The organism is Leifsonia sp. Ger2509 (genome assembly GCF_055231915.1).
In genome coordinates, this window is sequence record NZ_JBUYVB010000003.1 from 1244207 (window position 1) to 1268062 (window position 23856).

Sequence of the window (23856 nt, forward strand, 5' to 3'; positions counted from 1 at the left end):
CCTGCAGAACCAGCATCGCAAAGGAGCGAGAACACTCCCCATGAGCAACACAATCGACAACCTGCTGCACGAGGATCGACGTTTTCCACCCACCGGGGAATTCGCTGCCCAGGCCGTCGCCGGCGCCGACCTCTATGAACGAGCGGCGTCAGACCGGCCGGCCTTCTGGGCGGACCAGTCCCGGCAGCTCCTCCACTGGCACAAGCCGTTCACGAAGACGCTCGACTGGTCGAACCCGCCGTTCGCGAAGTGGTTCGACGACGGCGAACTGAACGTCGCATACAACTGCCTCGACCGTCACGTGCTGGCCGGCAACGGCGACCGCATCGCCATCCACTGGGAAGGCGAGCCGGGCGACAGCCGCTCGATCACCTACGCCGAGCTGACCGCCGATGTCAAGCGCGCCGCGAACCTGCTCACCAGCCTCGGGATCGAGGCCGGTGACCGGGTGGCCATCTACCTTCCGATGATCCCGGAGGCCGTCGTCGCCATGCTGGCCGTCGCCCGCATCGGAGCCGTCCATTCCGTCGTCTTCGGCGGCTTCAGCGCCGAAAGCCTGCGTTCCCGCATCGACGACGCGAGCGCCAAACTCGTGATCACGGCCGACGGCGGCTGGCGCAAGGGCAAGGTGTTCCCGCTCAAGGCAGCGGTCGACGCGGCACTGGCCGCAGGCGATTCGTCGGTCGAGAACGTGCTCGTCGTCAAGCGCGGCGGCAACGAGGTCGACTGGGTCGAAGGCCGTGACCTCTGGTGGAACGACGAGGTCGCGCAGGTCGACGCAGACCACGTGGCGAAGGGGTTCGGGGCCGAGCAACCCCTCTTCATCCTCTACACGAGCGGAACGACGGGCAAGCCGAAGGGAATCCTCCACACCTCCGGCGGTTACCTCACGCAGGCCGCGTTCACCCACAGGAACGTCTTCGATCTGCACCCGGAGTCCGACGTCTACTGGTGCACCGCCGACATCGGCTGGGTCACCGGGCACAGCTATGTCGTCTACGGGCCCCTTGCCAACGGCGCGACCCAGGTGCTCTACGAAGGAACACCGGACACCCCGCACCAGGGCCGCTGGTGGGAGATCATCCAGAAGTACAAGGTCTCCCTCTTCTACACGGCTCCCACGGCCATCCGCTCGTTCATGAAGCTGGGCCGCCAGATCCCCCAGGCGTTCGATCTCAGCAGCCTGCGCGTGCTCGGCTCGGTCGGTGAGCCGATCAACCCGGAGGCGTGGATGTGGTACCGCGAGGTCATCGGCGGCGGCCAGACCCCCATCGTCGACACCTGGTGGCAGACCGAGACGGGCGCCATCATGATCTCCGCTCTTCCCGGCGTCACCTCGACCAAGCCGGGAAGCGCGCAGACTCCGCTCCCCGGTATCGCTGTCGATGTGCTGGACGACGCCGGAGAGCACGTCGGCCACGGCAACGGCGGGCTGCTGGTCATCACCGAGCCGTGGCCGAGCATGCTGCGCGGCATCTGGGGCGACCCCGAGCGCTTCAAGGAGACGTACTGGGAGAAGTTCGGCGACAAGTACTTCGCCGGCGACGGAGCCCGACTGGATGAGGACGGCGACATCTGGCTCCTCGGCCGGGTCGACGACGTCATGAACGTCTCCGGCCACCGGCTTTCGACCGCCGAGATCGAGTCGGCCCTGGTCGCGCATCCCCTGACCGCGGAAGCGGCTGTCGTCGGCGCCAGCGACGAGACGACCGGACAGGCCGTCGTCGCCTTCGTGATCATCAAGCAGAGCCAGCAGGAGGTGGCGGACTCCGAGGATGTCGCCGCCGTGCTCCGCGCCCACGTCGCCGAGCAGATCGGCGCGATCGCGAGGCCCCGCCAGATCTTCGTCGTCAACGAGCTGCCGAAGACGCGCTCGGGGAAGATCATGCGCCGGCTGTTGCGCGATGTCGCCGAAGGTCGCGAGATCGGCGACACCACGACACTCGCCGACACGACCGTGATGACGATCATCCAGGGCAAGCTCAGGTAGCGGATCCGCGGCCAGAGTCCGCATCAACGAGGAAGCCGACCTCATCCTTCGCGGACGAGGTCGGCTTCTCGGGTTTCGGGCCGTCGATCAGTCGAAGGCGAGGATCAACTCGACCTCGACCGGCGAATCCAGCGGGAGTACGGCGACGCCGACCGCGGACCTGGCGTGGACTCCGGCATCGCCGAAGATCTCGCCCAGCACCTCGGATGCGCCGTTGATGACGCCCGGCTGGCCGGTGAACGACGGATCGGATGCGACGAAGCCGACGACCTTGACGACGCGCGTCACCCGGTCCAGCGATCCGATCACGCCCTTCGCCGCCGCGAGGGCGTTGAGTGCGCAGATCCGCGCGTACGCTTTCGCATCGCTCGCCGGAACGAGGCCGTGGCCGTCGCCGACCTTGCCGGTCGCCGGAAGGGCTCCCGACACCATCGGGAGCTGGCCCGAGGTGAAGACGAGCGAGCCATCGACCACCGCGGGAATGTAGGAGGCGACCGGGGGCACGATTTCGGGAAGCTCGATCCCGAGCTCGGCGAGACGCGTCTCTACGGTCGAGCTCACTGGTCGCCACCATCCGTCTCGAGCACCGGACGCTTGAGGTAGGCGACCAGCCCGCCTTCGGGGCCGGGGACGACCTGGACCAGTTCCCACCCCTCGGATCCCCACGTGTTGAGGATCGCAGCGGTGTTGTGGATGATCAGCGGAATCGTCGCGTATTCCCAGCGGGGCATGGTTCTCCTCGTGCGTTCAGCTCGGGCGTTCAGGGGGTTTGTCAGGTTTCTGACCTACGCTTGATTCTATGTCTGCCAAAAAACCCCCGGCTAGAGGTGCGCTCGGTGCGCTTGGCGCGTTCGTCGGCATGAGTGTCGTCGCGGGCCTCCTCGTCACTGCCGCGGTCACCCCCGCCATCGCGGTGACCGGCATGGCCGCTAACGACAGCATCGGCGTTTTCGAAGGTCTCCCGGAGTATCTCTCCGTCGGAGCACTCGCCCAGCCGACCACCATCTACGCGAAGGCGAGCAACGGCACAGACGTTCCTCTTGCCACGTTCTACGCCCAGAACCGTCTCCCCGTGAAGTTCGACCAGATCTCGCAGTCCGCCAAGGACGCGGCCATCGCAGGTGAAGACCCGCGGTTCTACACGCACGGCGGCGTCGACATCCAGGGCACCATCCGAGGCGCGCTCTTCACGGCGCTCAAGAAGGACACCCAGGGCGGTTCGTCGATCACCCAGCAGTACGTGAAGAACGTGCTGCTGCAGAAGTGCGAAGCGAAGCCGGTCAAGACCGATGCCGACCAGAAGGCGTACGAAGCCTGTGTGCAGAACTCCACGGGCGTGACCCCCGACCGCAAGCTCAAGGAGATGAAGTACGCGATCGGCCTCGAGAAGAAGTACACGAAGGACCAGATCCTCGACGGGTACCTCAACATCGCCGGGTTCGGCGGCAGCGTCTACGGTATCGAAGCGGCCGCACGGTACTACTACGGCGTCACCGCCAAGGCCCTGACGCCCTCGCAGGCGGCCAGCCTCGTCGCGATCGTCAACCAGCCGACCGCGCTCAAGCTCGACGACCCCACGAGCAAGACGAACGGCGCTGCGAACGGCTACGCGGCCAACAAAGAGCGTCGCGACTACATCCTCGGCAAGATGTACGAGTACAAGAAGCTCACCAAGGCCCAGTACGAAGAGGCTCTCAAGACCAAGATCACGCCCAAGATCACCCCATCGGTGCGCGGCTGCCAGACCGCGGGCGGGTCGGCGTACTTCTGCGACTACGTGCAGAACATCGCCCTGAAAGACCCCGCGTTCGGTAAGGATGCGGACACCCGCACGTCGAACTTCTACCGCGGCGGCTACAAGATCTACACCAGCCTCGACCTCGACATGCAGGGTGCCGCCGAGGGCTCGATCCGTGACTACGTGCCGAAGACGTACGACAGGGCGAACCTCGGTGCCGCCGCCGTCGGCGTGCAGCCGGGAACCGGCCGCGTGCTCTACATGGCGCAGAACAAGGACTACAGCCAGGACCCCGAGGTCTTGAAGTCTGGCCCCAACTACACCTCGATCAATTACAACACCGACCAGACGTACGGCGGATCGAGCGGCTTCCAGACTGGATCGACCTACAAGGTCTTTACGCTGGCCGCCTGGCTCCAGGCCGGTCACTCGCTGAACGAGACCGTCAACGCGAACCCGATCACCTACGACGCGTCGACGTTCAAGAACAGCTGCGACGGCCCCGCATCCGGCCCGTATCACCCGACGAACGACTCGGCCGGTGAGGGCGGCATCATGAGCGCCCAGACCGCGACGACCGAATCGGTGAACACGGCCTACATCGCCATGGCGCATCAGCTCGACCTCTGCGACATCCGTCACGATGCCGAGGCCTTCGACGTGCACCGCGCCGACGGCGCTCCGCTGAAGACGTATCCGACGAGCGTGCTCGGCATCAATGAGATCGCACCGCTGACCATGGCGACCGCCTTCGCGGGCATCGCGAACAAGGGCGTCGTCTGCAGCCCGGTCGCGATCGACAAGATCTTCGACGGCACGGGCAAGGCGATTCCCGCCCCGAAGTCGAAGTGCACGCAGGCGGTGGACCCGCAGATCGCCGCCACCATGGCGTACGCGCTCAAGAAGGTCGTGTCCAGCGGAACCGCTGCCGGTATGAACCCGAGCAATGTCGACATGCTGGCCAAGACCGGAACGACCGACAACAACGAGCAGATCTGGCTGGTCGCCGCGACCACGAAGATGGCCGGTGCGTACTGGGTCGGCAACATCTCCGGCCACGTGTCGATGCGAAGCATCTACCCGACGCACGGCACGACCCCGGCGCTCGCCCGAACGGCCGTCATGCGCAACATCATGGGCGCGGCGGTCGCGAAGTTCGGCGGAGACGCGTTCCCGACGCCAGACGCCAAGCTCCTCCAGGGCGTGCAGGTGCAGGTGCCGGACCTGAGCGGCCGAAGCCCGGCCGAAGCGAAGTCCATCATCGAAGGGCTCGGCCTGAACTACGCTGACGGCGGTCCCCGTGACTCCATGAAGCCCGCCGGAACCGTGGACGGAACCGACCCGGGCGCCGGCGCGAGCGTGAGCAAGGGCACCGTGATCACGGTGTACACCAGCAACGCTTCACTGGTCGCCCTGCCGAACGTCGTCGGCAAGAAACTCTCGGAGGCGCAGGCTGCGCTGAACGGCTTCACTGTGCAGGTGAAGGGCGGCGGCAACCCCGACGACGTCGTCAAGACGATGGATCCGGGCGCCGGAACCGGCGCGAAGCCGGGCTCGAAGGTGACACTCACGCTCCAGCAATCACCGCCTCCGACCGTGGCACCGAAACCGTAGTGGCTCGCGCACACGTCCGCAGCGCCGCCACCGCACTCGCGGTGGCGGGTGCTGCGGCCGCGGGCGCCTTCGCTTGGGGGACACTCGTCGAGCGAAACATGTTCACGCTGCGCCGGGTCAGCGTGCCGGTGCTGCCCGCGGGAGCGCATCCCATCCGGGTGCTCCATCTCTCCGACCTCCACATGGCCCCCTGGCAAACCCCCAAGCAGGAGTGGATCCGCTCGCTGGCCGACCTCGACATCGATCTCATCGTGGACACCGGAGACAACCTCGGCCACGCCGATGGCCTTGTCGGGCTCGAGTACGCTTTCGAGCGGTTCCGAGGCATCCCTGGCGTGTTCGCGCACGGTTCGAATGACTACTACGGTCCCCAGGCCAAGAACCCGCTCAAGTACTTCACGGGCCCATCGCGACCGGCGACAACCGCCGGGATGCTCGACAACGCCGCCCTCACCGCGTACTTCGACGATCTCGGCTGGCTGGACCTCAACAATGCCGCGGGTTCGCTCGACCTCCGTGGCACGCACGTCGAGTTCTTCGGCGTGAACGACCCCCATCGTCATTTCGACCGGCTGGAGCTGATCCCCGGCGCACTCGAGGAGCTCCGCGAGAACGACCCGTATGCCGAGGATGCGACCTGGCCCGAGGACGCACCGAAGCCGGAGCGGCCGACGCTGTCGATCGGTGTCGCGCACGCGCCATACCAGCGGGTGCTCGACTCCTTCGTGACCTACGGCGCATCGCTCATCTTCGCGGGCCACACACACGGCGGCCAGGTCTGCGTCCCCGGCTTCGGCGCACTCGTCACGAACTGCGACATCCCCCGGCGCCAGGCGAAAGGCCTCAGCATCTGGCGGCACGCTTTCCGCTCTGCCTACCTGAACGTCTCCGCGGGCCTCGGAACCTCTATCTACGCTCCGTTCCGGTTCGCCTGCCCGCCCGAGGCGAGCCTCCTCACCCTGGTTCCTGCGCGCTGAGCTGCGCCCGACTGGTCACCGACCTCTCTCCGCAGCGTGTATCCTAGTTGAGGCCTTCGGGCCACTCGGGGTGTGGCGCAGCTTGGTAGCGCGCTTCGTTCGGGACGAAGAGGTCGTGGGTTCGAATCCCGCCACCCCGACAGATGCTGTTGCCGGAGCCAGACGCTCCGGCAACAGCTGGTTAAGCGGGCGTTTCCACGCCCATCCGGTCGGCGACGACCTGGAGCGACCGTATGCGCGCCTCCAGTGTCGCGGCCCCGGACGCGATCATCAGTTCGTCGGCGCCCGTCGACTGCAGCAGCGACCGGAGTCGCGTTTCGACCTCGTCAGGCGTGCCGACCGCCTGGCGCGCCGTCCGCGCGGCGATGAACTCCTGTTCGATGGGCGTGAACTCGTGCGCGAGGGCCTCCTCGATGCTGACAGGCTGCGGCTTGCCGCCCTGTCTCATGCGCAGGAAGGAGAGCTGGCCAGGGAGGGACTGCGCGCGCACGACCTCCGGATCGTCGTCGGAGATCACGTTCACGGCGATCATGCTGTGCGGCTCGGCGAGGATGTCGCTCGGCGTGAATCGCGAGCGGTACAACTCGAGCGCCGCCTCAGTGTTCTCGCCGGCGAAATGGTGGGCGAAGGCGAACGGAATGCCGAGCGCCGCCGCGACCTGGGCGCTGTAGCCGCTCGATCCGAGGAGCCAGACCTGGGGCGCGTCGCCCAGGCCGGGCACCGCGGTTATGGTGTGGAGCGGGTTGGAGTCGCTGAGCCCTCCGTAGAAGAACCCGAAGAGGTCTAGCAATTGCTGCGGGAAGTCCTCCACGCCCAGCCCTTCGGCGCTGCGGCGCAGCGCCATCGCGGTAGCGCCGTCCGTGCCGGGCGCGCGGCCGATCCCGAGGTCGATCCGGTCACCGTAGAGCGCGCGGAGCGTGCCGAACTGCTCGGCGACGACAAGAGGTGCGTGGTTCGGAAGCATCACGCCGCCGCTGCCGACGCGGATCCGATCGGTGGCTGCGGCGATGCCCGCGATGAGCACAGCCGGGGCGCTGGATGCGATCCCGGGCATCCCGTGATGCTCGGCGACCCAGAAACGCGAGAAGCCGAGGCGCTCCGCCTCCTGGGCCAGCTTCACTGAATCGCGGACGGCGTCCGCGTTGCTGCCGCCGAAGGGACGGCTTGCCAGGTCGAGGACGTTGAGGGGCACGGATGCTGTCGCTGCGGAGTTCACCCTTCAGGCAACGACGAAACGGCTCCATCGATTCCCGGATCCAGCCTCGAGGCGATCCGCAGCCGACGCGGACTGCCCGGGTCCGGCTTTCAGATCGAAGCCCGACGGCGGCGAGCCGCCAGGATGATGAGAAGGACGATTCCCGCGAGTGCCAGGCCGACACCGGCGGCGATGAGCGATCCGCTGATGATGGAGCCCGTGTCCGCGAGCCCGGTTCCGGAACTGCTGGACGTCGACGAGCCGGTCGAGGACGAGGCGTCCGCCGGGACGACCGTCACCGTCGCCGTTGATACAGCGTGCGAACTCGCTCCCGTTCCGGTGATCTGGTACGCGCCGCTCGCCGACTGCGGGACCGTGATGAGCAGGATCGCGCTGCCGTTCGCGTTGGACACCTTGACGACGTGCGCCGTGCTGATCGATGTCGTGAACGAGGCGAGGTGCGCGTCCGAGCCGTTCTCGCCGGAGACGACGTAGCTGACGTCCTCGGACGGGCCGAAGGTGCCCGCATCGCAGCTGAGCGTGGCCGTCTGGCCTCCCGCGAGCGTGGACGGGCTGACACTGCAGCTGCCTCCGCTGGTGTAGTCGACGGCGTTGGCGGCCGCGGGTGCCGCAAGGGTGGCAGCGGCGACGAGGAGCAGTGTGGCGATCAGCTTCCTGGACATGGGAGGCGCCTTTCGGACCGGAACTGTGAACACGCGGATACGTGATTATTTCTCAGTTTATTGGTCGGTGACAGGCAAGGGCAACGTTTTGGGCCACCGTGCCACCCAGACTGGGGGTAACGATGAGGGACGCGTTCGGCCGGACCTGCTTCATATCGAGAAGGTCCACGTCGACCGTCCTGCTCTCCCCGGGCGGCAGGATGACCGTGAAAAGGCTCACCGGCCGTGAGTTATCGGTGCCGGCGCGGGTCGGATAGACCGCGCCCTTACTCGACGTCGCGGTGACAAGACCGTTCTTCGGCCCGTAGACGGCTACTCGGGTACTGATCGTCCCAGGACTCACCCCGAACATCCCGCCGCCCGTGACGTAGCTCGGAAGCGTCGTCGCCGCATCCGCCGGGGCCATGTTGGTCAGGGTCACCGTCACCCGGGAGGTCGGGACCCCATCCGCGCGGCACACCGCGCTCGCCACGGAGACAGCCGACTTCAGGTAGTAGTCCATCTTGCCGCCGGTCGCGTCGTTGAAGTACACCCCGATACCTGCGACACCCGCATTCGAGAGCGGGTATCCGCCACTGAGCGTGGTCGAGGAGAACACGGCCCGCTCAGACGGATGATTGCTCCACAGGAGAACGCGATGCTCCGACCCAGCGCGTACCAGCGCGTGCACAAGTTGTGCGGCGTCCGCCGAACCGGAGGCGACCTTGGAGAAGACAGCCGACGCCGTCGAAGCGAAGAAGGCATCCTGATCGGAAGGCTCCGAATAGTCGCGGTAGCTCTCGCTCAGGAGCACCTGCACGACGTTCTTCGACGAGATCTGTCGCCCATCCTTGACCGTCACCGGCCCCGTGGCACCCAGGACGTAGCTGATGGTCACAGGATCTATCGCCACCACGGCGTCGACGTGTCCTCCGTATTTCGTCGTCCACATCTTCGCGGCCAGCAGCGCCGTCAAGGGAAAGTACGGCGTCGCTCCCACGTCCTGCACATAGCGCCCCACGACCGGTCCGTACAGCCCCTCAGTCTCCGCGGGGAGCGTCATCACCGGGCTCGCCAGGGGCCGGAAGTCAGCCGTCGACGCCTGCTTCACGATCCTGATGGCGCCATGGTCGGCGTGGATGAGGGTCAGCGAACCCACGATCCCGCCCGTCGCCCGCAGCTCGGCCGGATTCTGGGCGAGAAGGAGGATGTTGCGCGCGCCGTCCTCCCCGAGCATGCCGGGAAGAACGATCGCGCTGTTCGCCAGCGCCGTGACGGTCGTGTCCGCCCGGCTCAGGGCGGTCCCCACCGTATCCACAGCGTCGCGCACTGCTCCGATCGTGCCCGCCGTGCTGATCGCCGCGACCGACGCGCGCGCCTCCCTCAGCGCAGCCTGCGCCCGGAAGATGGGTGGACCCGCCTTTATCAGCGGGGCTGTATCCAGCCGGCCGGCGACCGGCCTGAACTTCTCGAGATCGATGGACGCGGACGCCGTGATGAGTGGCGAGACGACGCGGGAGGACACCGTCTCGGTCGCGGCTGCGAGCTGGCGAACCGCCGTGAGGTTCGGTCCGACTCCTGGAAGGATCTCGGCACTCACCCACACAGGGTCGCTGGTCAGGCCCGCGGCACGGTGGGCGTGGGCCTCGAGTTGCTTCGCCGCTGTCCGCGCTGCGCCCACGTTCCCGGATGCCACCGAGGACTCGATCCGCGCGACGAGTGGGGAGATCGCGCTCAGCTCCTGCCGCGCGAGAAGTCCGCGGATCCCGATCCAGGCGACTGCCGCCGCAAGCACCAGGACGACAGCGATGACGACGAGCGTGATGACACGTCGCCGGTTCGAGACTGCCCGGGTAGACCCCATCTCGTAAATGTAACAATTCCTCAGCTTTTCCGAGAGCCCCTAGACACCCCCGAACGGGGGGAATTCGATAACGATCAGAGCAGCGGGATCTCCGTCAGCGCCGGCCGAGCCCCCGGTAGGTCCAGCCCGCGGCGCGCCACCGCTCGGTGTCCAGGCAGTTGCGCCCGTCGATGATCACCGCGCCGGCCACGACACCGGCGGCCTGTACCGGGTCGAGAGCGGTGTACTCGGGCCACTCGGTGACCAGCACGACCGCGTCAGCATTGTTCAGGGCGTCATGTGCGCTGTCCGCGTACACGAGCTGCGGATGGCGGCGCCGGGCGTTCTCGACCGCCTGCGGATCGGTCGCGACGACCTCCGCTCCCAGCCCGCGAAGCTGCACCGCGACGTCGAGCGCCGGGGAATCGCGCACATCATCGGAATGCGGTTTGAAAGCGAGCCCCAGCACAGCGATCCGTTTTCCGTTGATCTGGCCGTCGAGCGACTGCACGACGAGGTCGATGACCCGTTGCCTGCGCCGAAGGTTGATCTGGTCGACCTCCTTGAGGAATGCCACCGATTCGCCTCGGCCGAGCTCCTCGGCGCGCGCAGTGAACGCGCGGATGTCCTTGGGCAGGCACCCGCCGCCGAACCCGACGCCTGCGTTGAGGAAGCGGCGGCCGATCCGGGCGTCGTAGCCGATCGCATCGGCGAGCGCCGTGACATCGGCTCCCGTCACCTCGGCGATCTCCGCCATAGCATTGATGAACGAGATCTTGGTCGCAAGGAATGCGTTCGCCGAGACCTTCACCAGCTCAGCGGTGGCGTAGTCGGTGACGACGACCGGCGTGCCCCCCTCGATCGCAGACGCGTAGACGTCGTCGAGGATGGCCGCAGCGCGCGAGCCGGACTCCCCGCCAGGAACGCCGTAGACGAGCCTGTCGGGAGAGATCGTGTCCGAGACCGCGAACCCCTCACGCAGGAACTCCGGATTCCAGGCGAGGATCGCGCCGGGGGCGGCCGACGCCAGCTGTTCGCCGAGACGTTCGGCAGTACCGACCGGAACAGTGCTCTTCCCAGCGACCACGTCGCCCGGCTTGAGGTGGGGCGCAAGCGCGGCGAATGCAGCATCGACGAAGCGCAGGTCCGCAGCGTTGCTCCCGGGCAACTGGGGAGTGCCCACGGCCACGAAATGAACGACCGCTTCGGCAGCCTCCGAGATGTCCGTGCTGAATCGGAGCCGCCCACTCGCGGACGCGGACGCGAGGATCTCGGGCAGGCCGGGCTCGAAGAACGGCGCGATTCCCGCAGCCAGGCTCGCCACCTTCTCGGCGTCGACGTCGATCCCGACGACGTCGTGCCCGAGCTCCGCCATTGCCGCCGCGTGGACCGCGCCCAGGTAACCGCATCCGATCACGGATATCTTCATTGCCAACTCTCGTTCAGGTGAAATCGGGGTCCGGCTCGGCCATGTAGGCCGGAGTTCCCGCATCGACAGGCCAGCGACGCCGGCCGTTGTTCAGTACCCCCTGGCTTTCCTGCAGGTAGCAGGCGCCGCACAGCGACTCGTAGCTCACCGACGCGCCATCGATGGCCACCTGATCGCCGTCGAACACGAAGATGCCGTCGATCTTGCGAGCATTGAAGATCGCCTTGCGACCGCACCGGCAGATCGTCTTCAGCTCTTCGAGGCTGTGCGCGATCTCGAGGAGCCTGCGGCTGCCGGGAAAGGCGACGGTCTGGAAATCGGTGCGGATGCCGTATGCCAGAACGGGAATGTTCTCGAGGATGGCGATCCGGAGGAGGTCGTCGACCTGGGCTTCCGTGAGGAACTGCGCCTCGTCGACGAGCAGGCAGCTCACGTCGCGCTCGTAGCGTTTGATCGTGCGCTCCCGGTGATGCTGGAAGCGACCGTACGCATCCGTCTCCGGAGCGATCAGGAAGTCGACCTCGCGCGTCACCCCCAGGCGCGACAGGATGCCCATGTCGCCTTTGGTGTCGATCGCCGGCTTGGCCAGCAGGACCCGGTGTCCGCGCTCTTCGTAGTTGTAGGCGGCCTGGAGCATCGCAGTGCTCTTGCCGCTGTTCATCGCGCCGTATCGGAAGTACAGTTTTGCCACGAGACGATCCTACGGGTCGTTCGACCGGTCTCAGGTGAGGAAGCCGTCCTCCGCGGCCCGGCGGATCAGATCCGCGCGCGAGCTGGTCGGTCTCCCCGCCTTGCCGTACTTCTCGCGCACGCGTCTCAGGTACGTCTTCGCCGTTTCGTACTGCACGCCCATCTCCCGCGCCACTTGCCCGGTCGTCCGCCCGTCGGCATACAGGGAGAGCGCGAGTCGCTCTCCCTCGCTCAGGTGGGGACGGGCGATCTGGGTCGCACCATTCGGAAGCGGTCGCCAGGCGGGCTCCTGGGTCGCCGTGCCGTCGAGCCCCATCACCGTTCGGGCCACGGCCATCACCTCGCTCATCGGCTGCGACTTGTTGAGATAGGCGGCGGCCCCGGCGGCAAGCGCTGTGTCACGATCCGCCTGCGTGTCGATCGCCGACAGCACGATCACTTTCGCGCCCGCGGCCCGGCAGGTGCGCACCCGGGCGCCGATCGAGACCGTCTCGCGCAGTTGGAGGTCCATCATCACCAGATCGGTGGGGAAAGCGTTGCTGTGGACCAGTTCGAGCCACGTGCTGGCGCGGAGGACGAGCTCGAACTCAGGCGCATTGGCTTTGATCCAGCTGGCGAAGCTGTCTAGCAGAAGCTCATGATCGTCGAGGATGGCAAGCCGAACCGGCCCGGGCATCGTGTTCTGGTCTGCGGTGCTCATCGTCGTTCAGGACTCGCCATACGAAAACTGTATCGTCACGGAACCGTCCTGCGCGTCGAGCGTCGCGTCCGAGGAGACGGCGCGGAGGGCTGCGAGATACGGCGCGAACATGCGCCGCAGTTCCCGCCTCGGGGCGTCGATCCTGGCGCCCAAGATGGCGTGGGCCCGACCGGCGACCCCCGCGATCTCGATCGACAGCGCTGAGGATCCGAACCCACGTGCGCGTGCAGCCGATGCGATCGTCGCCCCCACGACGCCGCGCTGCTCCTCGCTCATGCGGTCGGCGAGTCGGTGCGGATCGCTGACGACGCCCACGGCAGGATCCTCGACCGCCCTCGTGACGCTCTCCTCGAGCCAGCCGCGATCGAGGTCCTCGACGGCGACACGCCGCACCTCGGCCGCGATGCTGCGCGCTCGCTCGATGTCGGAGGGCGTGAGCTCGTCGTGTTCGAGCAGCCCCACGAGGTAGGGCACAGCTGCTCTGTTCAGCAGGGTGATCCTGTCCTGGTTGACCATTCGTGTCGCGCTCTCCCGCAACTCGGGGTCGAGCCGCTGCTGCGATTCCCGCGCCGCCTCGCCCCACTGCAGCGTGTCCCCGGTCATCACCCAGGCGTACGCGCATCCCGCTAGTCCGAGCGCGATGACCGGCGTCGCGGCCACAGTGAGATAGACGAAGGGGATGTTAGCGATCTGCAGCGATGGGCCCTCGAGCCCCGCTTCGATTCCGACGACCAGTGCGGCGAACCCGGCACCGCTGAGCACTTCTTCGATGGGGCGGTACAGCGGCAATATCACGAGGGTGAGGGCGACCGCGATCTGCCCCCAGTCATCCTGGATGATGCGATTGCCACCCCAGACGGAGAGTGTGAAGAGCGTGCTGGCGACCGTCGAGCCCCCCACGACCAGGATGAGCGCGGTCCGGCTGAACGGAGCCACGACCGCGCGAGAACGGAAACAGAAATAGGCCGAGACCGCCGCCATGACCAGGAGGGCCAGCCACGCCAACAGCGGGTTGGTGACCTGGTCGAGATGGTTGAGTGTCGAATACACCGAATAGGCCACGACGATGCAAGCGATCAACGGGCCGAGCGGCCACGCCGAGAAAGTCCCGATCGGATCGAGTCGCTGAGGTGTGCGTTCGCCGGCCGTCACGGGACCAGGTCCTTGTCCGCGGACCGGGATGTCGGCACGCGCATCATGACCGTCGTGCCGATGTCGGGGCTCGACCAGACCGTGACGCTCCCGCCGACCCGCTCGATCCGATCGTGGACGGAGTTGCGCAGTCCGAGACGGTCGGTCGCGGCCGCCGTGACCGTGAATCCGCGACCGGCGTCGACGACGAGCACGGAGACGCTCTCCTCCGAGGCCGAGATCGCGATCTCGGCGGTGCCGCTGCCCGAATGCCTGAGGACGTTCACGAGGCACTGCCGCACCGCGAGGCCGACCGCGTTGCGCCGCTCCGCGCTGAGCAGGCCGAGCGCCTCCCTTTCGCCGGACACGTCGACGGAAAGCCCCTCGTCGCGGGCCAGTTCGATCGCCTCGCGGAGATCGCTCTCATACCAGGCGTCGGCCGGATCGGCCGGTGTGATTCGCCGCTCGGCGGCACCCGCGGTGGGGTCCCGGCCGAGCTGCAGGAGATCGGATTCGATGCGGCGTCGGAGTTGCGGGCGGAGGGGGCCGGGGGCCGAACTGGCGATCGCCACGAGCTCACTGAGCACTGTGTCGTGGAGTTCGGCGGCCGCCTCGACGGCCAGCTCGCGACGGATCGCCGCTTCCCGGTTGTCGCGGATCGCTCGGTGGATGGCCGACTGCGGTCGGCTGCGAGCCCCTCTCGTCAGACCGTCGAAGGCGAGGACGCCCACGACGAGCAGGTAGGCGCCGAGGGAGATCGCGTCCGTGTGGAAGGCACGGCCGACCGTGACCGCTGCACAGTAGACGGCGACTTCGGCCAGCGCGAATCCGAGGGTCGCCCACAGGATGCCCGCCAGCGCTCCCGTGCCCGTCCCGCCGACGAGCGTCATGGCCACGATGGGCAGGGCGATGACGAAAAGGTTGGTGTCGTGATAGCTCGGCGTGAGCGCGAGAACGGCGGCGGCATAGAGGTAGGTGGAGACGGCGCCGACCACGAGGTAGGTGATCGTGAGGACGGTCGTGCGTCGCCTGCTGAGGAGGACGAGGAGGACCCCCATCGGCACGAGCACCGTCGTTGCGTACCAGTACCGGCCTCCGCCCGATCCGAGGCACGCGATGAGGAGGTTGACGAACGCTGACGCCAGACAGACGAATGCGGCCGCCTGGGCCGCCGCCGCGATGGCGCGGCTGTTGGCCGCGCGCGCGAGGTGACTCGGCAGTCCCAGCGACATGCACAACCCCCTTCAGCGCGTCGAAGCGTGGACGTCGAAGCCCGGACTCTTCGGATTATTCCACCGGAGCGCGGTCGCGTGTACCCCGAGACAGGATTGTTGTACCCCAGTTGGAGGGGGTTCGTGTTCGTCTCAGAACAGGGTCGGCTGCCCGTCCATGGCCGAGAGCGCCACACCCGGAGCGAGTTCGGACGGGCTGACACGCCCGACCGCAGTGCGCCGCCGTTCACCATCGGCGTCGCGGGTCGTGCCGAGTGCGGTCGATCGCACCCCGCCCGTGAGTGGATCCTCGTACCCCCTCTCGAGACCATGTGCACGGATCAGCGGCTTGATCTTGGCCGCGAGCCACTGCCGGTAGCCCTTGGGGGCATAGGTGCCGCCGGAGTAGAGCTTGCGGTAGCCGGGCAGGAGGTCGGGATGCGCACGCTCGAGCCAGAGATAGAACCACTCCTTCACGCCCGGCTTCAGGTGGAGAGCGGAATAGAGCACGGATGTCGCTCCGGCGGCCTTCGCCTGACGCAGCGCCTCATCGAGGTGCGCCCGGGTGTCTGTGAGGTACGGGAGGATCGGCATCAGGAAAACGGCGCAGTCGAGGCCATGCTCGCGGACGGAGGTCACCGTCGCGAGTCGCGCTTTCGTCGTCGGGGTTCCCGGCTCCACCGACTGCTGCAGCTCGTCGTCGTAGACCGCGATCGACATGGCCAGGTCGACGGGCACGTGCTCCGATGCTGCGACGATCAGGTCGAGATCGCGGCGGAGAAGGGTGCCTTTGGTCAGGATGCTGAACGGAGTCCCCGCATCCGTCAGGGCTCCGATGATGCCCGGCATGAGAGCGTAGCGACCTTCCGCCCGCTGGTAGGGATCGGTGTTGGTGCCGAGCGCGACGGGGTGGTGGCCCCAGCTCGGTTTGCCCAGCTCTTTCCCGAGGACCTCGGCGACGTTGATCTTGACGATGATCTCGTTGTCGAAGTCCTTGCCCGAGTCGAGTTCGAGATAGGTGTGTGTCGGGCGGGCGAAGCAGTAGACGCAGGCATGGGAGCAGCCCCGATAGGGGTTGATGGTCCAGCCGAAAGGCATCGCGCTACCGCCGGGAACCTTGTTGAGCGCAGACTTCGCGAGCACCTCGTGGAACGTGATGCCCGCGAAGTCCGGCGTCTTCACGGACCGGACCAGGTTGTTCAGCCGAGCGAGCCCCGGCAGTGCGGAGGGCTCCTCCACAGCCAGTTCCTGTCCGCTCCACCGCATGGGATAATTCGAACATATGTTCGAATCTCCGTCAAGCAGCGCGCGGCGTGTTGCCCTCCACGACGCGTCCGCGCGTCATCACGACCAGCTCTCCCTCCCAGTTGGCGCGCAGCCAGCGGTCGTGACTGGCGACGACGACCGCACCGGGATAGGCGCCGAGCGCCTCCTCCAGTTCCGTCGCCAGGCTGAGCGACAGGTGGTTGGTCGGCTCGTCGAGCAAGAAGACGTGCGGCGGTCTCGCGAGGATCAAGGCGAGTGCCAGACGCCGCTGCTGACCGATCGACAGTGCGCCGACGGGGCGATCGAGGTCACGCGGCGCAACCAGCCCGAGGCTGGCCAGAGGGGTGGTCTCCGCGCGCTTCTCGCCGACCCCGTCGCGGAAGAGCCGGCGAGGCGACGCGGCCGGGTCGGCGAACCGCACATCCTGTTCGAGCATCCCGACCCGGAGACCCTTCCTTCGGCTCACAGACCCCGCCTCGAGCGGGAGGGCGCCGGCGAGCGCTGCGAGCAGCGTCGACTTGCCCGCCCCGTTGTGGCCGGTGATCAGGATGCGCGACTGCGGCTCCACACGAAACTCCCGAACGTCGAGACGGTCGCCGATCCGCGCATCCGTCACCTGCAGGAGCAGTCCATCCGCCTCGCCCAGCGCGTGGGACCCCGACGGGATCCCGGCGAAACTGAGGATCGCAGGCGGCTTACGCACCTGGCCCCGGGTGAGTTCGTCGAGTCGGCCGGAGGCGTTGCGCACGCGCCTGCTGATCTGCTTGTCCAAGGCACCGCCCTTGAAGGACTTGGCGAACTTGTCGTTGTCTCGAGGCGGACCCGAGAAGGCGATGCTGCGAGCGGTGACAGCGACGGAGAACTTCAGGGCTTTGAGCTCGTCCTGCTCGTCTGCGTAGCGGCGCTCCCAGCGGGCGCGCTCATCCGCCTTCGCGACGAGATAGTCGGAATAGTTGCCGCCGAACGTCGAGCGCTCCCCACGTGTAGGGTCCAGGTCGAGCAGTTCCGTCGCGACCGAGTCCAGGAATGCCCGGTCGTGGCTAGCGAACACGACCGGCCCCTTCCACGATGCAAGCCGCCGCTCGAGGAAGGCGCAGGCGTCATCGTCGAGGTGATTCGTCGGCTCGTCGAGAAGGAGAGCATCGGGTTCCTCCAGCAGCAGCGCAGCGAGAGCGAACCGGCTCCGCTGGCCACCGGACACGTCCGAGAGCCGGCGGGAGAGCGGGATCGCGCCGATCCCGAGCCCTTCGAGCACCTCATCGCGCCGCGCCTCGACGGTCCAGATGCCGGCGCGCTCGGCTGCGTCCAGGGCGCGCTCGTACCGGACCGCGTCCCCCTCCGTCAGAGCGTCCGCCGCGGCTTCGAGTTCACGCTCGATCGCCCGGACCTCCGCGAGGGCCGCCTCGATCAGGTCGGCCAGTGTCTGCGACGGACGGAATCGGACCTCCTGCCAGAGGATGCCTGTGCGGAGTGGGCGGGTGATCGTTCCGGCATCCGCGCGCTCCATCCCGGCCAGAAGACGGAGCAGCGTCGACTTGCCGACGCCGTTCTCGCCGATCAGGCCCAGACGGTGGCCGGCGGAGACCGTGAGCGAGATGTCCGTGAGCACGCGACGATCGCCGTAACTGCGCGAAAGACCGTCGGCCTTCAGATAGTCGGTCGTCGAAGCGGCCGGGATGCTGGGTGCGCACGAAGGCGCGAAATCGTCGGTGAAGACATCGGAGAATGCCAAAGCAGACCTTCTTTCAGAACACTCCGCGAACGGAGGCGGTTCCCGCCGGGCGTGCACGATGGCTGCCTCAGGCGCGGGACGAAAGAAGGTTTCTACTTCATAGCGGGGACGAGGCTAGCATCCTTCGGATGCGCCTGTCCAGTCCGCTCAGGCGGAGAGCTCGAGCGTCTGCGCGGTCGACGCGATGACCTGGGCGGCCTCGGCCGGCCGGTCATTGAGCGTCGTCCCGATCGTCGGGATGAGCTGCTGCAGCGTGGGCAGCCACCCCTGATAACGGTCGGGGAAGCAGCGTTCGAGCACATCCAGCATGATCGGCACGGCCGTCGAAGCCCCCGGCGAAGCGCCGAGGAGGCCCGCGATGGAACCGTCGGCGCCGGCAATGACTTCGGTGCCGAACTGCAGCACGCCGCCCTTCTTCTCGTCCTTCTTCATGACCTGCACGCGCTGGCCCGCAGTGATGAGCTCCCAGTCCTCGCTCTTCGCGGTGGGCATGAACTCCCGGAGGGCCTTGACCTTCTTCTCACGGTTGGCGAGGACCTCGCCGATCAGGTATTTCACGAGGTCGAAATTGTCGCGGGCGACGGCGAGCATCGGACCCAGGTTCGACGGCCGCACCGAGCCGGGAAGATCCCACCACGAGCCGGTCTTCAGGAACTTCGGGCTGAAGCCCGCGTACGGTCCGAAGAGCAGCGACGCCTCACCATCGACGACACGGGTGTCGAGGTGCGGAACAGACATGGGCGGGGCACCGACGGCAGCTTTGCCGTACACCTTCGCCTGGTGCTGGGCGACGATCTTCGGATCGCTGGTCCGCAGGAACTGCCCGCTGATCGGGAAGCCCCCGAAGCCGTTGATCTCGGGGATGCCGGACTTCTGGAGCAGGTGCAGGGCTCCCCCGCCCGCGCCGACGAAGACGAAGCGCGCCGTGACTTCGTGAGGAGTGTTGCCGACTTCGTGGCGCACGCGCAGCTTCCAGAGCCCATCCTTCGTGCGACGGATGCTGCGCACGCGGTGGTTGAGGGCGACCTGCGCACCGCGCGCGGTCAGGTTCTCGGTGAGTGCGCGGGTCAGTGCGCCGAAGTCGACATCGGTGCCGGCGGGCACGCGGGTCGCGGCGATGCGCTGCTTGGGCGAGCGCTTCTTCATGAGCAGGGGCGTCCACTCGGCGATCACAGCCGGATCCTCCGAATACTCCATGCCGGCGAACAGAGGCTGGTCTTTGAGTGCCTCGTAGCGGCGACGGAGATAGCGCACGTTGTCGCGGCCGCGCACGAACGTCATGTGCGGGGTGGAGTTGATGAAGCCCTTCGGGTCCGGCAGGTCGCCTGCGGCCACAAGACTCGCCCAGAACTGGCGGCTGAGCTGGAACTGCTCGTTGATGCTGATGGCTTTCGAAGCGTCGACGCTGCCGTCGGGCGCCTCGGGCATGTAGTTCAGCTCGCACAGTGCGGCGTGCCCTGTGCCGGCGTTGTTCCACGGGTTGGAGCTCTCCTGCGCGACCTCGCCCAGGCTCTCGTAGACCCGGATCGACCAGTCGGGCTGGACACGCTGGATGAGGGCGCCCAGCGTTGCGCTCATGATGCCGCCACCGATGAGGACGACGTCGATGGGGGAATTACTCACCCATCAAGTGTAATGGGGCGAATCCGGGCATCGGGACGGACCGTGGCGTCCGCCCGGGCGGCCGGGCGGCCAGCGGGATTCATCGCCGGATGCGCTCATAGGTGTCGAGGAAGCGCTGCACCGGGAAGGCGGCGACCGTCTCCGCCACCACGTCGAGGTCGACTTCGACCAGAGTTCGGAAGCGCAGGCAGCTCTTGCCCATGTCGAGCTTCCGTCCACCGCGCGCCCACGCCTCGCGGAACCGGCGATCCTCGTCGGTGTCGCTGTAGATCGCCATGAGGTAGAGCGAGTTGTAGCTTTTCTGCGCAGCCAGGCTGACGTAGGCCAAGGGCTGCTTGTTGTAGGTGTCCGGATAGCGCTCCAAGGGAACGACCCAGCCCGGCATCCGCCACTGCATCCCCAGGCGGTACCCCTCGGGCATCGCGCCGCGCACCGTTTCGAAGACAGGCAGCACGATGGCGCGCCTGGCTTCGTCGAGACCATCGAAGTAAGCCTCGACTTCGGGCGGCACGGTCGCCTCGCTCATCCGGAGCCGGACGTTACGCGGGAACGGATTCCGACGCGAGGCGCGCAGCAACCAACTCGGCGATCTGCACGGCGTTGAGCGCCGCGCCCTTACGGAGGTTGTCGTTGCTGATGAACAGCGCGATGCCCCGGCCACCGGGAACACCCTCGTCCTGCCGGATGCGGCCGACGAAACTCGGGTCCTTGCCTGCTGCCTCGAGCGGCGTCGGCACGTCCGTCACGACGACGCCGGGAGCGGAAGCGAGAAGCTCTGTCGCGCGCTCCGGCGAAAGGGGACGGGAGAACTCGGCGTTGATCGACAGCGAGTGACCTGTGAACACCGGAACGCGTACGCAGGTCCCGCTCACGAGAAGGCCGGGAAGGTCGAGGATCTTGCGGCTCTCGTTGCGGAGCTTCTTCTCCTCGTCGGTCTCGTTGGAACCATCGTCAACGATCGAACCGGCCAGCGGGATGACGTCGAAAGCGATGGGACGGACGTACTTCACCGGCTCGGGAAGTGTGACCGCCGAACCGTCGTGCACCAGCTGCAGCAGGTTCTCGTCCTGGACGGCGGCCCGGATCTGGCCGGCGAGCTCTTCTGCACCCGCGAGCCCCGAACCGGAGACGGCCTGGTAGGTGCTGACGATGAGGCGTTCGAGGCCGGCCTCCTCGTGGAGGACCTTCAGCACCGGCATCGCGGCCATCGTCGTGCAGTTGGGGTTCGCAATGATGCCCTTGTGCGCATCCGCGATCGCCTCGGGATTCACTTCGCTGACCACGAGGGGAACCTCGGGGTCCATGCGCCACCCGCTCGAGTTGTCGATCACGATCGCGCCCGCCTCGGCGAAGCGTGGCGCCTGCGCCTTCGAGCCGGTCGCCCCGGCCGAGAAGAGAGCGATGTCGATTCCGGTCGGATCGGCCGTCGCCGCGTCTTCGACCACGATGTCTTCGCCCTTGAACGGCAGGGTGGTACCGGCGGACCGCGCGGACGCGAAGAACCGGATGCGCTTCACCGGGAACTCGCGCTCCTCCAGCAGGCGGCGCATCACGCTCCCGACCTGACCGGTGGCGCCGACGACGGCTACGGTGAATTCTCTGGCTTCGCTCACGATGGATCCTTCGCGGGTTGCTGGGTTATCAGGGTAGAACTTCGGCGTGCGGGGAAAGATTCCTCAGCGTCCCGTGCCCGCATAGACGATCGCGGTGGCGTCGCCGTCGAGCCCGAACGCGCGGTGCACGACGCGTGCCGCTTCGTTGACGCTGTCCGCGCGGGTGACGACCGAGATGCGGATCTCGCTCGTCGAGATCATCTCGATGTTGATGCCCGCCTCGTAGAGAGCCTCGAACAGCTTCGCGGACACGCCCGAATTGGTGCGCATCCCAGCCCCGACCAGCGCGAGCTTGCCGATCTGGTCGTCGTACTGGAGCGCCTGGAAGCCGACGTCGCGCTGCTCGGCCGTCAGGGCGGTCAGCACTCGCTGGCCCTCCGACTTCGGAAGGGTGAACGAGATGTCGGTGAGGCCGGTGGAGGCGGCGGACACGTTCTGGACGATCATGTCGACGTTGGCATCGGTCTTCGCGACGATCTTGAAGATCTGGGCAGCTTTGCCGGGCACGTCGGGCACACCGACGACAGTGATCTTGGCTTCGCTGAGGTCGGTCGCCACGCCGGCGATGATGGGTTCTTCCACAGTGCTTCCGTCTTCCTGCTTCGCGGGTGGTGCTGCATTCTCGTGGAGGACGAGTGTGCCCTCGTTGTTGTTGAACGATGACCGCACATGGAGGGTCACTCCGTGGCGGCGAGCGTACTCGACGGCGCGAATGTAGAGCACCTTGGCTCCGGCCGCCGCCAGTTCGAGCATCTCCTCGCTCGTGATGCGGTCGATCTTGCGCGCCATCGGCACGATGCGGGGATCGGCCGTGAACACCCCGTCGACGTCGGTGTAGATCTCGCAGATCTCCGCATTGAGCGCAGCAGCGAGGGCTACTGCGGTGGTGTCCGAACCGCCGCGCCCGAGCGTGGTGATGTCTTTGGTGTCACGGTTGAAGCCCTGGAATCCTGCGACGATCGCGATCGCGCCCTCGTCGAGGGCATCGCGGATGCGCCCCGGAGTCACGTCGACGATGCGGGCGGCACCGTGCTGCGCATCCGTGATCATTCCGGCCTGGCTTCCGGTGAACGAGCGGGCGTCGTATCCCATGCTGCGGATGGCCATGGCGAGGAGCGCCATCGAGATGCGCTCGCCCGCGGTGAGCAACATGTCGAGCTCGCGCGGGGCCGGGATGGGGGTGACGGCGTGGGCCAGGTCGAGCAGTTCGTCGGTGGTGTCGCCCATAGCCGAGACCGCGACGACGACCTCGTTGCCGCCCTTGCGGGTTTCGACGATGCGTTTCGCTACGCGTTTGATGCTCTCGGCGTCGGCGACGGATGATCCGCCGTACTTCTGCACGATTAGGGCCACGAACACTCCTGACGGTGGGATGGGGCGATCATCGCCGGAACAGCCATTCTATCGGCCGTCGATTGCCACCTCCGGAATATGACGGCCGGGGGACGCCCGCTTGTCGCGCGCCCGCACGGAAGCCTGGGCACGCGCGCATGGCGCCCGCCGCCACGGATGCCAGGCACGCAGGAATTCAGGCATTCGTGTGACGGATGACGCCTGTTGTGCCCGATCCGGACCGGTTCGAGCCACTTCGCGCGTGTCAGCCGTGGGGGTTCCTGAATTCCTGCGCGAACGGCTGCGGTGGCACCGGGTCAGAGGGATGGGAATCTCGGACGGGACGGGACGGGACGGGACGGGACGGGACGGGACGCAACGGGACGGGACGCAACGGGACGCAACGGACCGGGACGCAACGGGATGGACCGGGACGCAACGGGACGGGACGCAACGGGACGGACCGGCCGCAGGGCGGGCCTTGCTTGGACGGACGCCGGCCGCGCGCGTCAGGATGAGACGACGCGACGGCCCTCGAAGGCGCGGCCGAGGGTGACCTCGTCGGCGTACTCGAGGTCGCCGCCGACCGGCAGCCCGGATGCGAGACGCGTCACCCGGATTTCGAGTGCGCTGAGCAAGCGGCTGAGGTAGGTCGCGGTCGCTTCGCCTTCGAGGTTGGGGTCGGTGGCGATGATCACCTCTTGCACAGTGTTGTCGGCGAGGCGCTGCATCAACTGGCGGATGCGGAGATCGTCGGGGCCGACGCCGTCGATGGGGCTGATGGCGCCGCCGAGAACGTGGTAGAGCCCGCGGAACTCGCGCGTGCGTTCGATGGCGACGACGTCTTTGGCCTCTTCGACGACGCAGATCTGCGCAGGGCTGCGCCGCGGGTCACGACAGATCGAGCAGGTCTCCTGTTCGGAGACGTTGCCGCAGATCTCGCAGAAACGCACCTTGTCGCGGACCTCGAGGAGCACCTCGGCGAGTCGGGTTACGTCGAACGTCTCCGTTTGCAGGATGTGGAACGCGATGCGCTGGGCCGATTTGGGCCCGATTCCGGGCAGGCGGCCGAGTTCGTCGATCAGCTCCTGGACGATGCCTTCGTACACG

Annotated in this window: 20 protein-coding genes and 1 tRNA gene; 4 read left to right on the forward strand and 17 right to left on the reverse strand. The window is 67.1% G+C overall.

All coding sequences use genetic code 11. The annotated features are described in order from the left end of the window. Positions 1-40: 40 nt before the first annotated feature. A complete protein-coding gene (gene acs, locus ACV7NN_RS06245) occupies positions 41-1990 on the forward strand; it encodes an acetate--CoA ligase (protein ID WP_463348711.1) in 1950 nt (649 codons plus the stop codon). Positions 1991-2077: 87 nt separating this feature from the next. Here acs and ACV7NN_RS06250 read toward each other — a convergent pair whose 3' ends face one another. Beyond that, positions 2078-2551 (reverse strand): RidA family protein, encoded by a 474-nt coding sequence (locus tag ACV7NN_RS06250; protein ID WP_463348712.1) that lies wholly within the window; start codon positions 2549-2551, stop codon positions 2078-2080. After that, on the reverse strand, positions 2548-2721 hold the full coding sequence (locus ACV7NN_RS06255) for a DUF4177 domain-containing protein (RefSeq protein WP_463348713.1): 174 nt from the start codon (positions 2719-2721) through the stop codon (positions 2548-2550). The genes ACV7NN_RS06250 and ACV7NN_RS06255 overlap by 4 nt, the downstream gene beginning before the upstream one ends. Positions 2722-2789: 68 nt before the next feature. Here ACV7NN_RS06255 and ACV7NN_RS06260 point away from each other — a divergent pair, with 68 nt between their 5' ends. The 3 genes from ACV7NN_RS06260 (at position 2790) to ACV7NN_RS06270 (ending at position 6459) form a co-directional block, all read left to right on the forward strand. Then, positions 2790-5342, forward strand: a complete 2553-nt coding sequence (locus tag ACV7NN_RS06260; RefSeq protein WP_463348714.1) for a transglycosylase domain-containing protein — start codon at positions 2790-2792, stop codon at positions 5340-5342. After that, a complete protein-coding gene (locus ACV7NN_RS06265; protein ID WP_463348715.1) occupies positions 5342-6319 on the forward strand; it encodes a metallophosphoesterase in 978 nt (325 codons plus the stop codon). Before ACV7NN_RS06260 ends, ACV7NN_RS06265 begins: the two co-directional genes overlap by 1 nt. 66 nt (positions 6320-6385) lie before the next feature. Further along, a tRNA-Pro gene (locus ACV7NN_RS06270) sits at positions 6386-6459 on the forward strand. A gap of 41 nt (positions 6460-6500) precedes the next feature. On the opposite strand, the gene ACV7NN_RS06275 is transcribed toward ACV7NN_RS06270, so the two are convergent. The 15 genes from ACV7NN_RS06275 to recR form a co-directional block, all read right to left on the reverse strand. Continuing rightward, entirely contained in the window at positions 6501-7535 is a 1035-nt protein-coding gene (locus ACV7NN_RS06275; protein ID WP_463348716.1) for an LLM class flavin-dependent oxidoreductase, read from the reverse strand. A gap of 89 nt (positions 7536-7624) precedes the next feature. Continuing rightward, complete coding sequence (locus ACV7NN_RS06280; RefSeq protein WP_463348717.1) at positions 7625-8197, reverse strand: hypothetical protein; 573 nt, start codon at positions 8195-8197, stop codon at positions 7625-7627. Positions 8198-8249: 52 nt separating this feature from the next. Then, a complete protein-coding gene (locus ACV7NN_RS06285) occupies positions 8250-10040 on the reverse strand; it encodes a DUF4012 domain-containing protein (protein WP_463348718.1) in 1791 nt (596 codons plus the stop codon). 94 nt (positions 10041-10134) lie between these two features. After that, on the reverse strand, positions 10135-11448 hold the full coding sequence (locus ACV7NN_RS06290) for a UDP-glucose dehydrogenase family protein (protein WP_463348719.1): 1314 nt from the start codon (positions 11446-11448) through the stop codon (positions 10135-10137). A 13-nt stretch (positions 11449-11461) separates the two neighbouring features. Further along, positions 11462-12139 carry a thymidine kinase gene (locus ACV7NN_RS06295; protein ID WP_463348720.1) on the reverse strand — a complete coding sequence of 226 codons (678 nt, stop codon included), beginning with the start codon at positions 12137-12139 and terminating at the stop codon, positions 11462-11464. A gap of 30 nt (positions 12140-12169) precedes the next feature. Then, positions 12170-12838 (reverse strand): response regulator transcription factor, encoded by a 669-nt coding sequence (locus ACV7NN_RS06300; RefSeq protein WP_463348721.1) that lies wholly within the window; start codon positions 12836-12838, stop codon positions 12170-12172. A gap of 6 nt (positions 12839-12844) precedes the next feature. Next, a complete protein-coding gene (locus tag ACV7NN_RS06305) occupies positions 12845-13990 on the reverse strand; it encodes a hypothetical protein (RefSeq protein ID WP_463348722.1) in 1146 nt (381 codons plus the stop codon). Further along, positions 13987-15201 carry a sensor histidine kinase gene (locus tag ACV7NN_RS06310; RefSeq protein WP_463348723.1) on the reverse strand — a complete coding sequence of 405 codons (1215 nt, stop codon included), beginning with the start codon at positions 15199-15201 and terminating at the stop codon, positions 13987-13989. Before ACV7NN_RS06310 ends, ACV7NN_RS06305 begins: the two co-directional genes overlap by 4 nt. 132 nt (positions 15202-15333) lie before the next feature. Then, positions 15334-16446 carry an Rv2578c family radical SAM protein gene (locus ACV7NN_RS06315; RefSeq protein WP_463348724.1) on the reverse strand — a complete coding sequence of 371 codons (1113 nt, stop codon included), beginning with the start codon at positions 16444-16446 and terminating at the stop codon, positions 15334-15336. 31 nt (positions 16447-16477) lie between these two features. Continuing rightward, a complete protein-coding gene (locus ACV7NN_RS06320) occupies positions 16478-18178 on the reverse strand; it encodes an ABC-F family ATP-binding cassette domain-containing protein (protein ID WP_463348725.1) in 1701 nt (566 codons plus the stop codon). A 147-nt stretch (positions 18179-18325) separates the two neighbouring features. Then, positions 18326-19801, reverse strand: coding sequence for a malate:quinone oxidoreductase (locus tag ACV7NN_RS06325; protein ID WP_463348726.1), 1476 nt, complete (start codon positions 19799-19801; stop codon positions 18326-18328). 79 nt (positions 19802-19880) lie between these two features. Next, positions 19881-20327, reverse strand: coding sequence for a DUF1801 domain-containing protein (locus ACV7NN_RS06330; RefSeq protein WP_463348727.1), 447 nt, complete (start codon positions 20325-20327; stop codon positions 19881-19883). Between the two features lie 13 nt (positions 20328-20340). Further along, positions 20341-21414 (reverse strand): aspartate-semialdehyde dehydrogenase, encoded by a 1074-nt coding sequence (locus tag ACV7NN_RS06335; RefSeq protein ID WP_463348728.1) that lies wholly within the window; start codon positions 21412-21414, stop codon positions 20341-20343. A gap of 63 nt (positions 21415-21477) precedes the next feature. After that, positions 21478-22767, reverse strand: a complete 1290-nt coding sequence (locus ACV7NN_RS06340) for an aspartate kinase (protein WP_463348729.1) — start codon at positions 22765-22767, stop codon at positions 21478-21480. A gap of 488 nt (positions 22768-23255) precedes the next feature. Then, positions 23256-23855 carry a recombination mediator RecR gene (recR, locus tag ACV7NN_RS06345; RefSeq protein WP_463348730.1) on the reverse strand — a complete coding sequence of 200 codons (600 nt, stop codon included), beginning with the start codon at positions 23853-23855 and terminating at the stop codon, positions 23256-23258. Between the last annotated feature and the right edge of the window lies 1 nt (position 23856).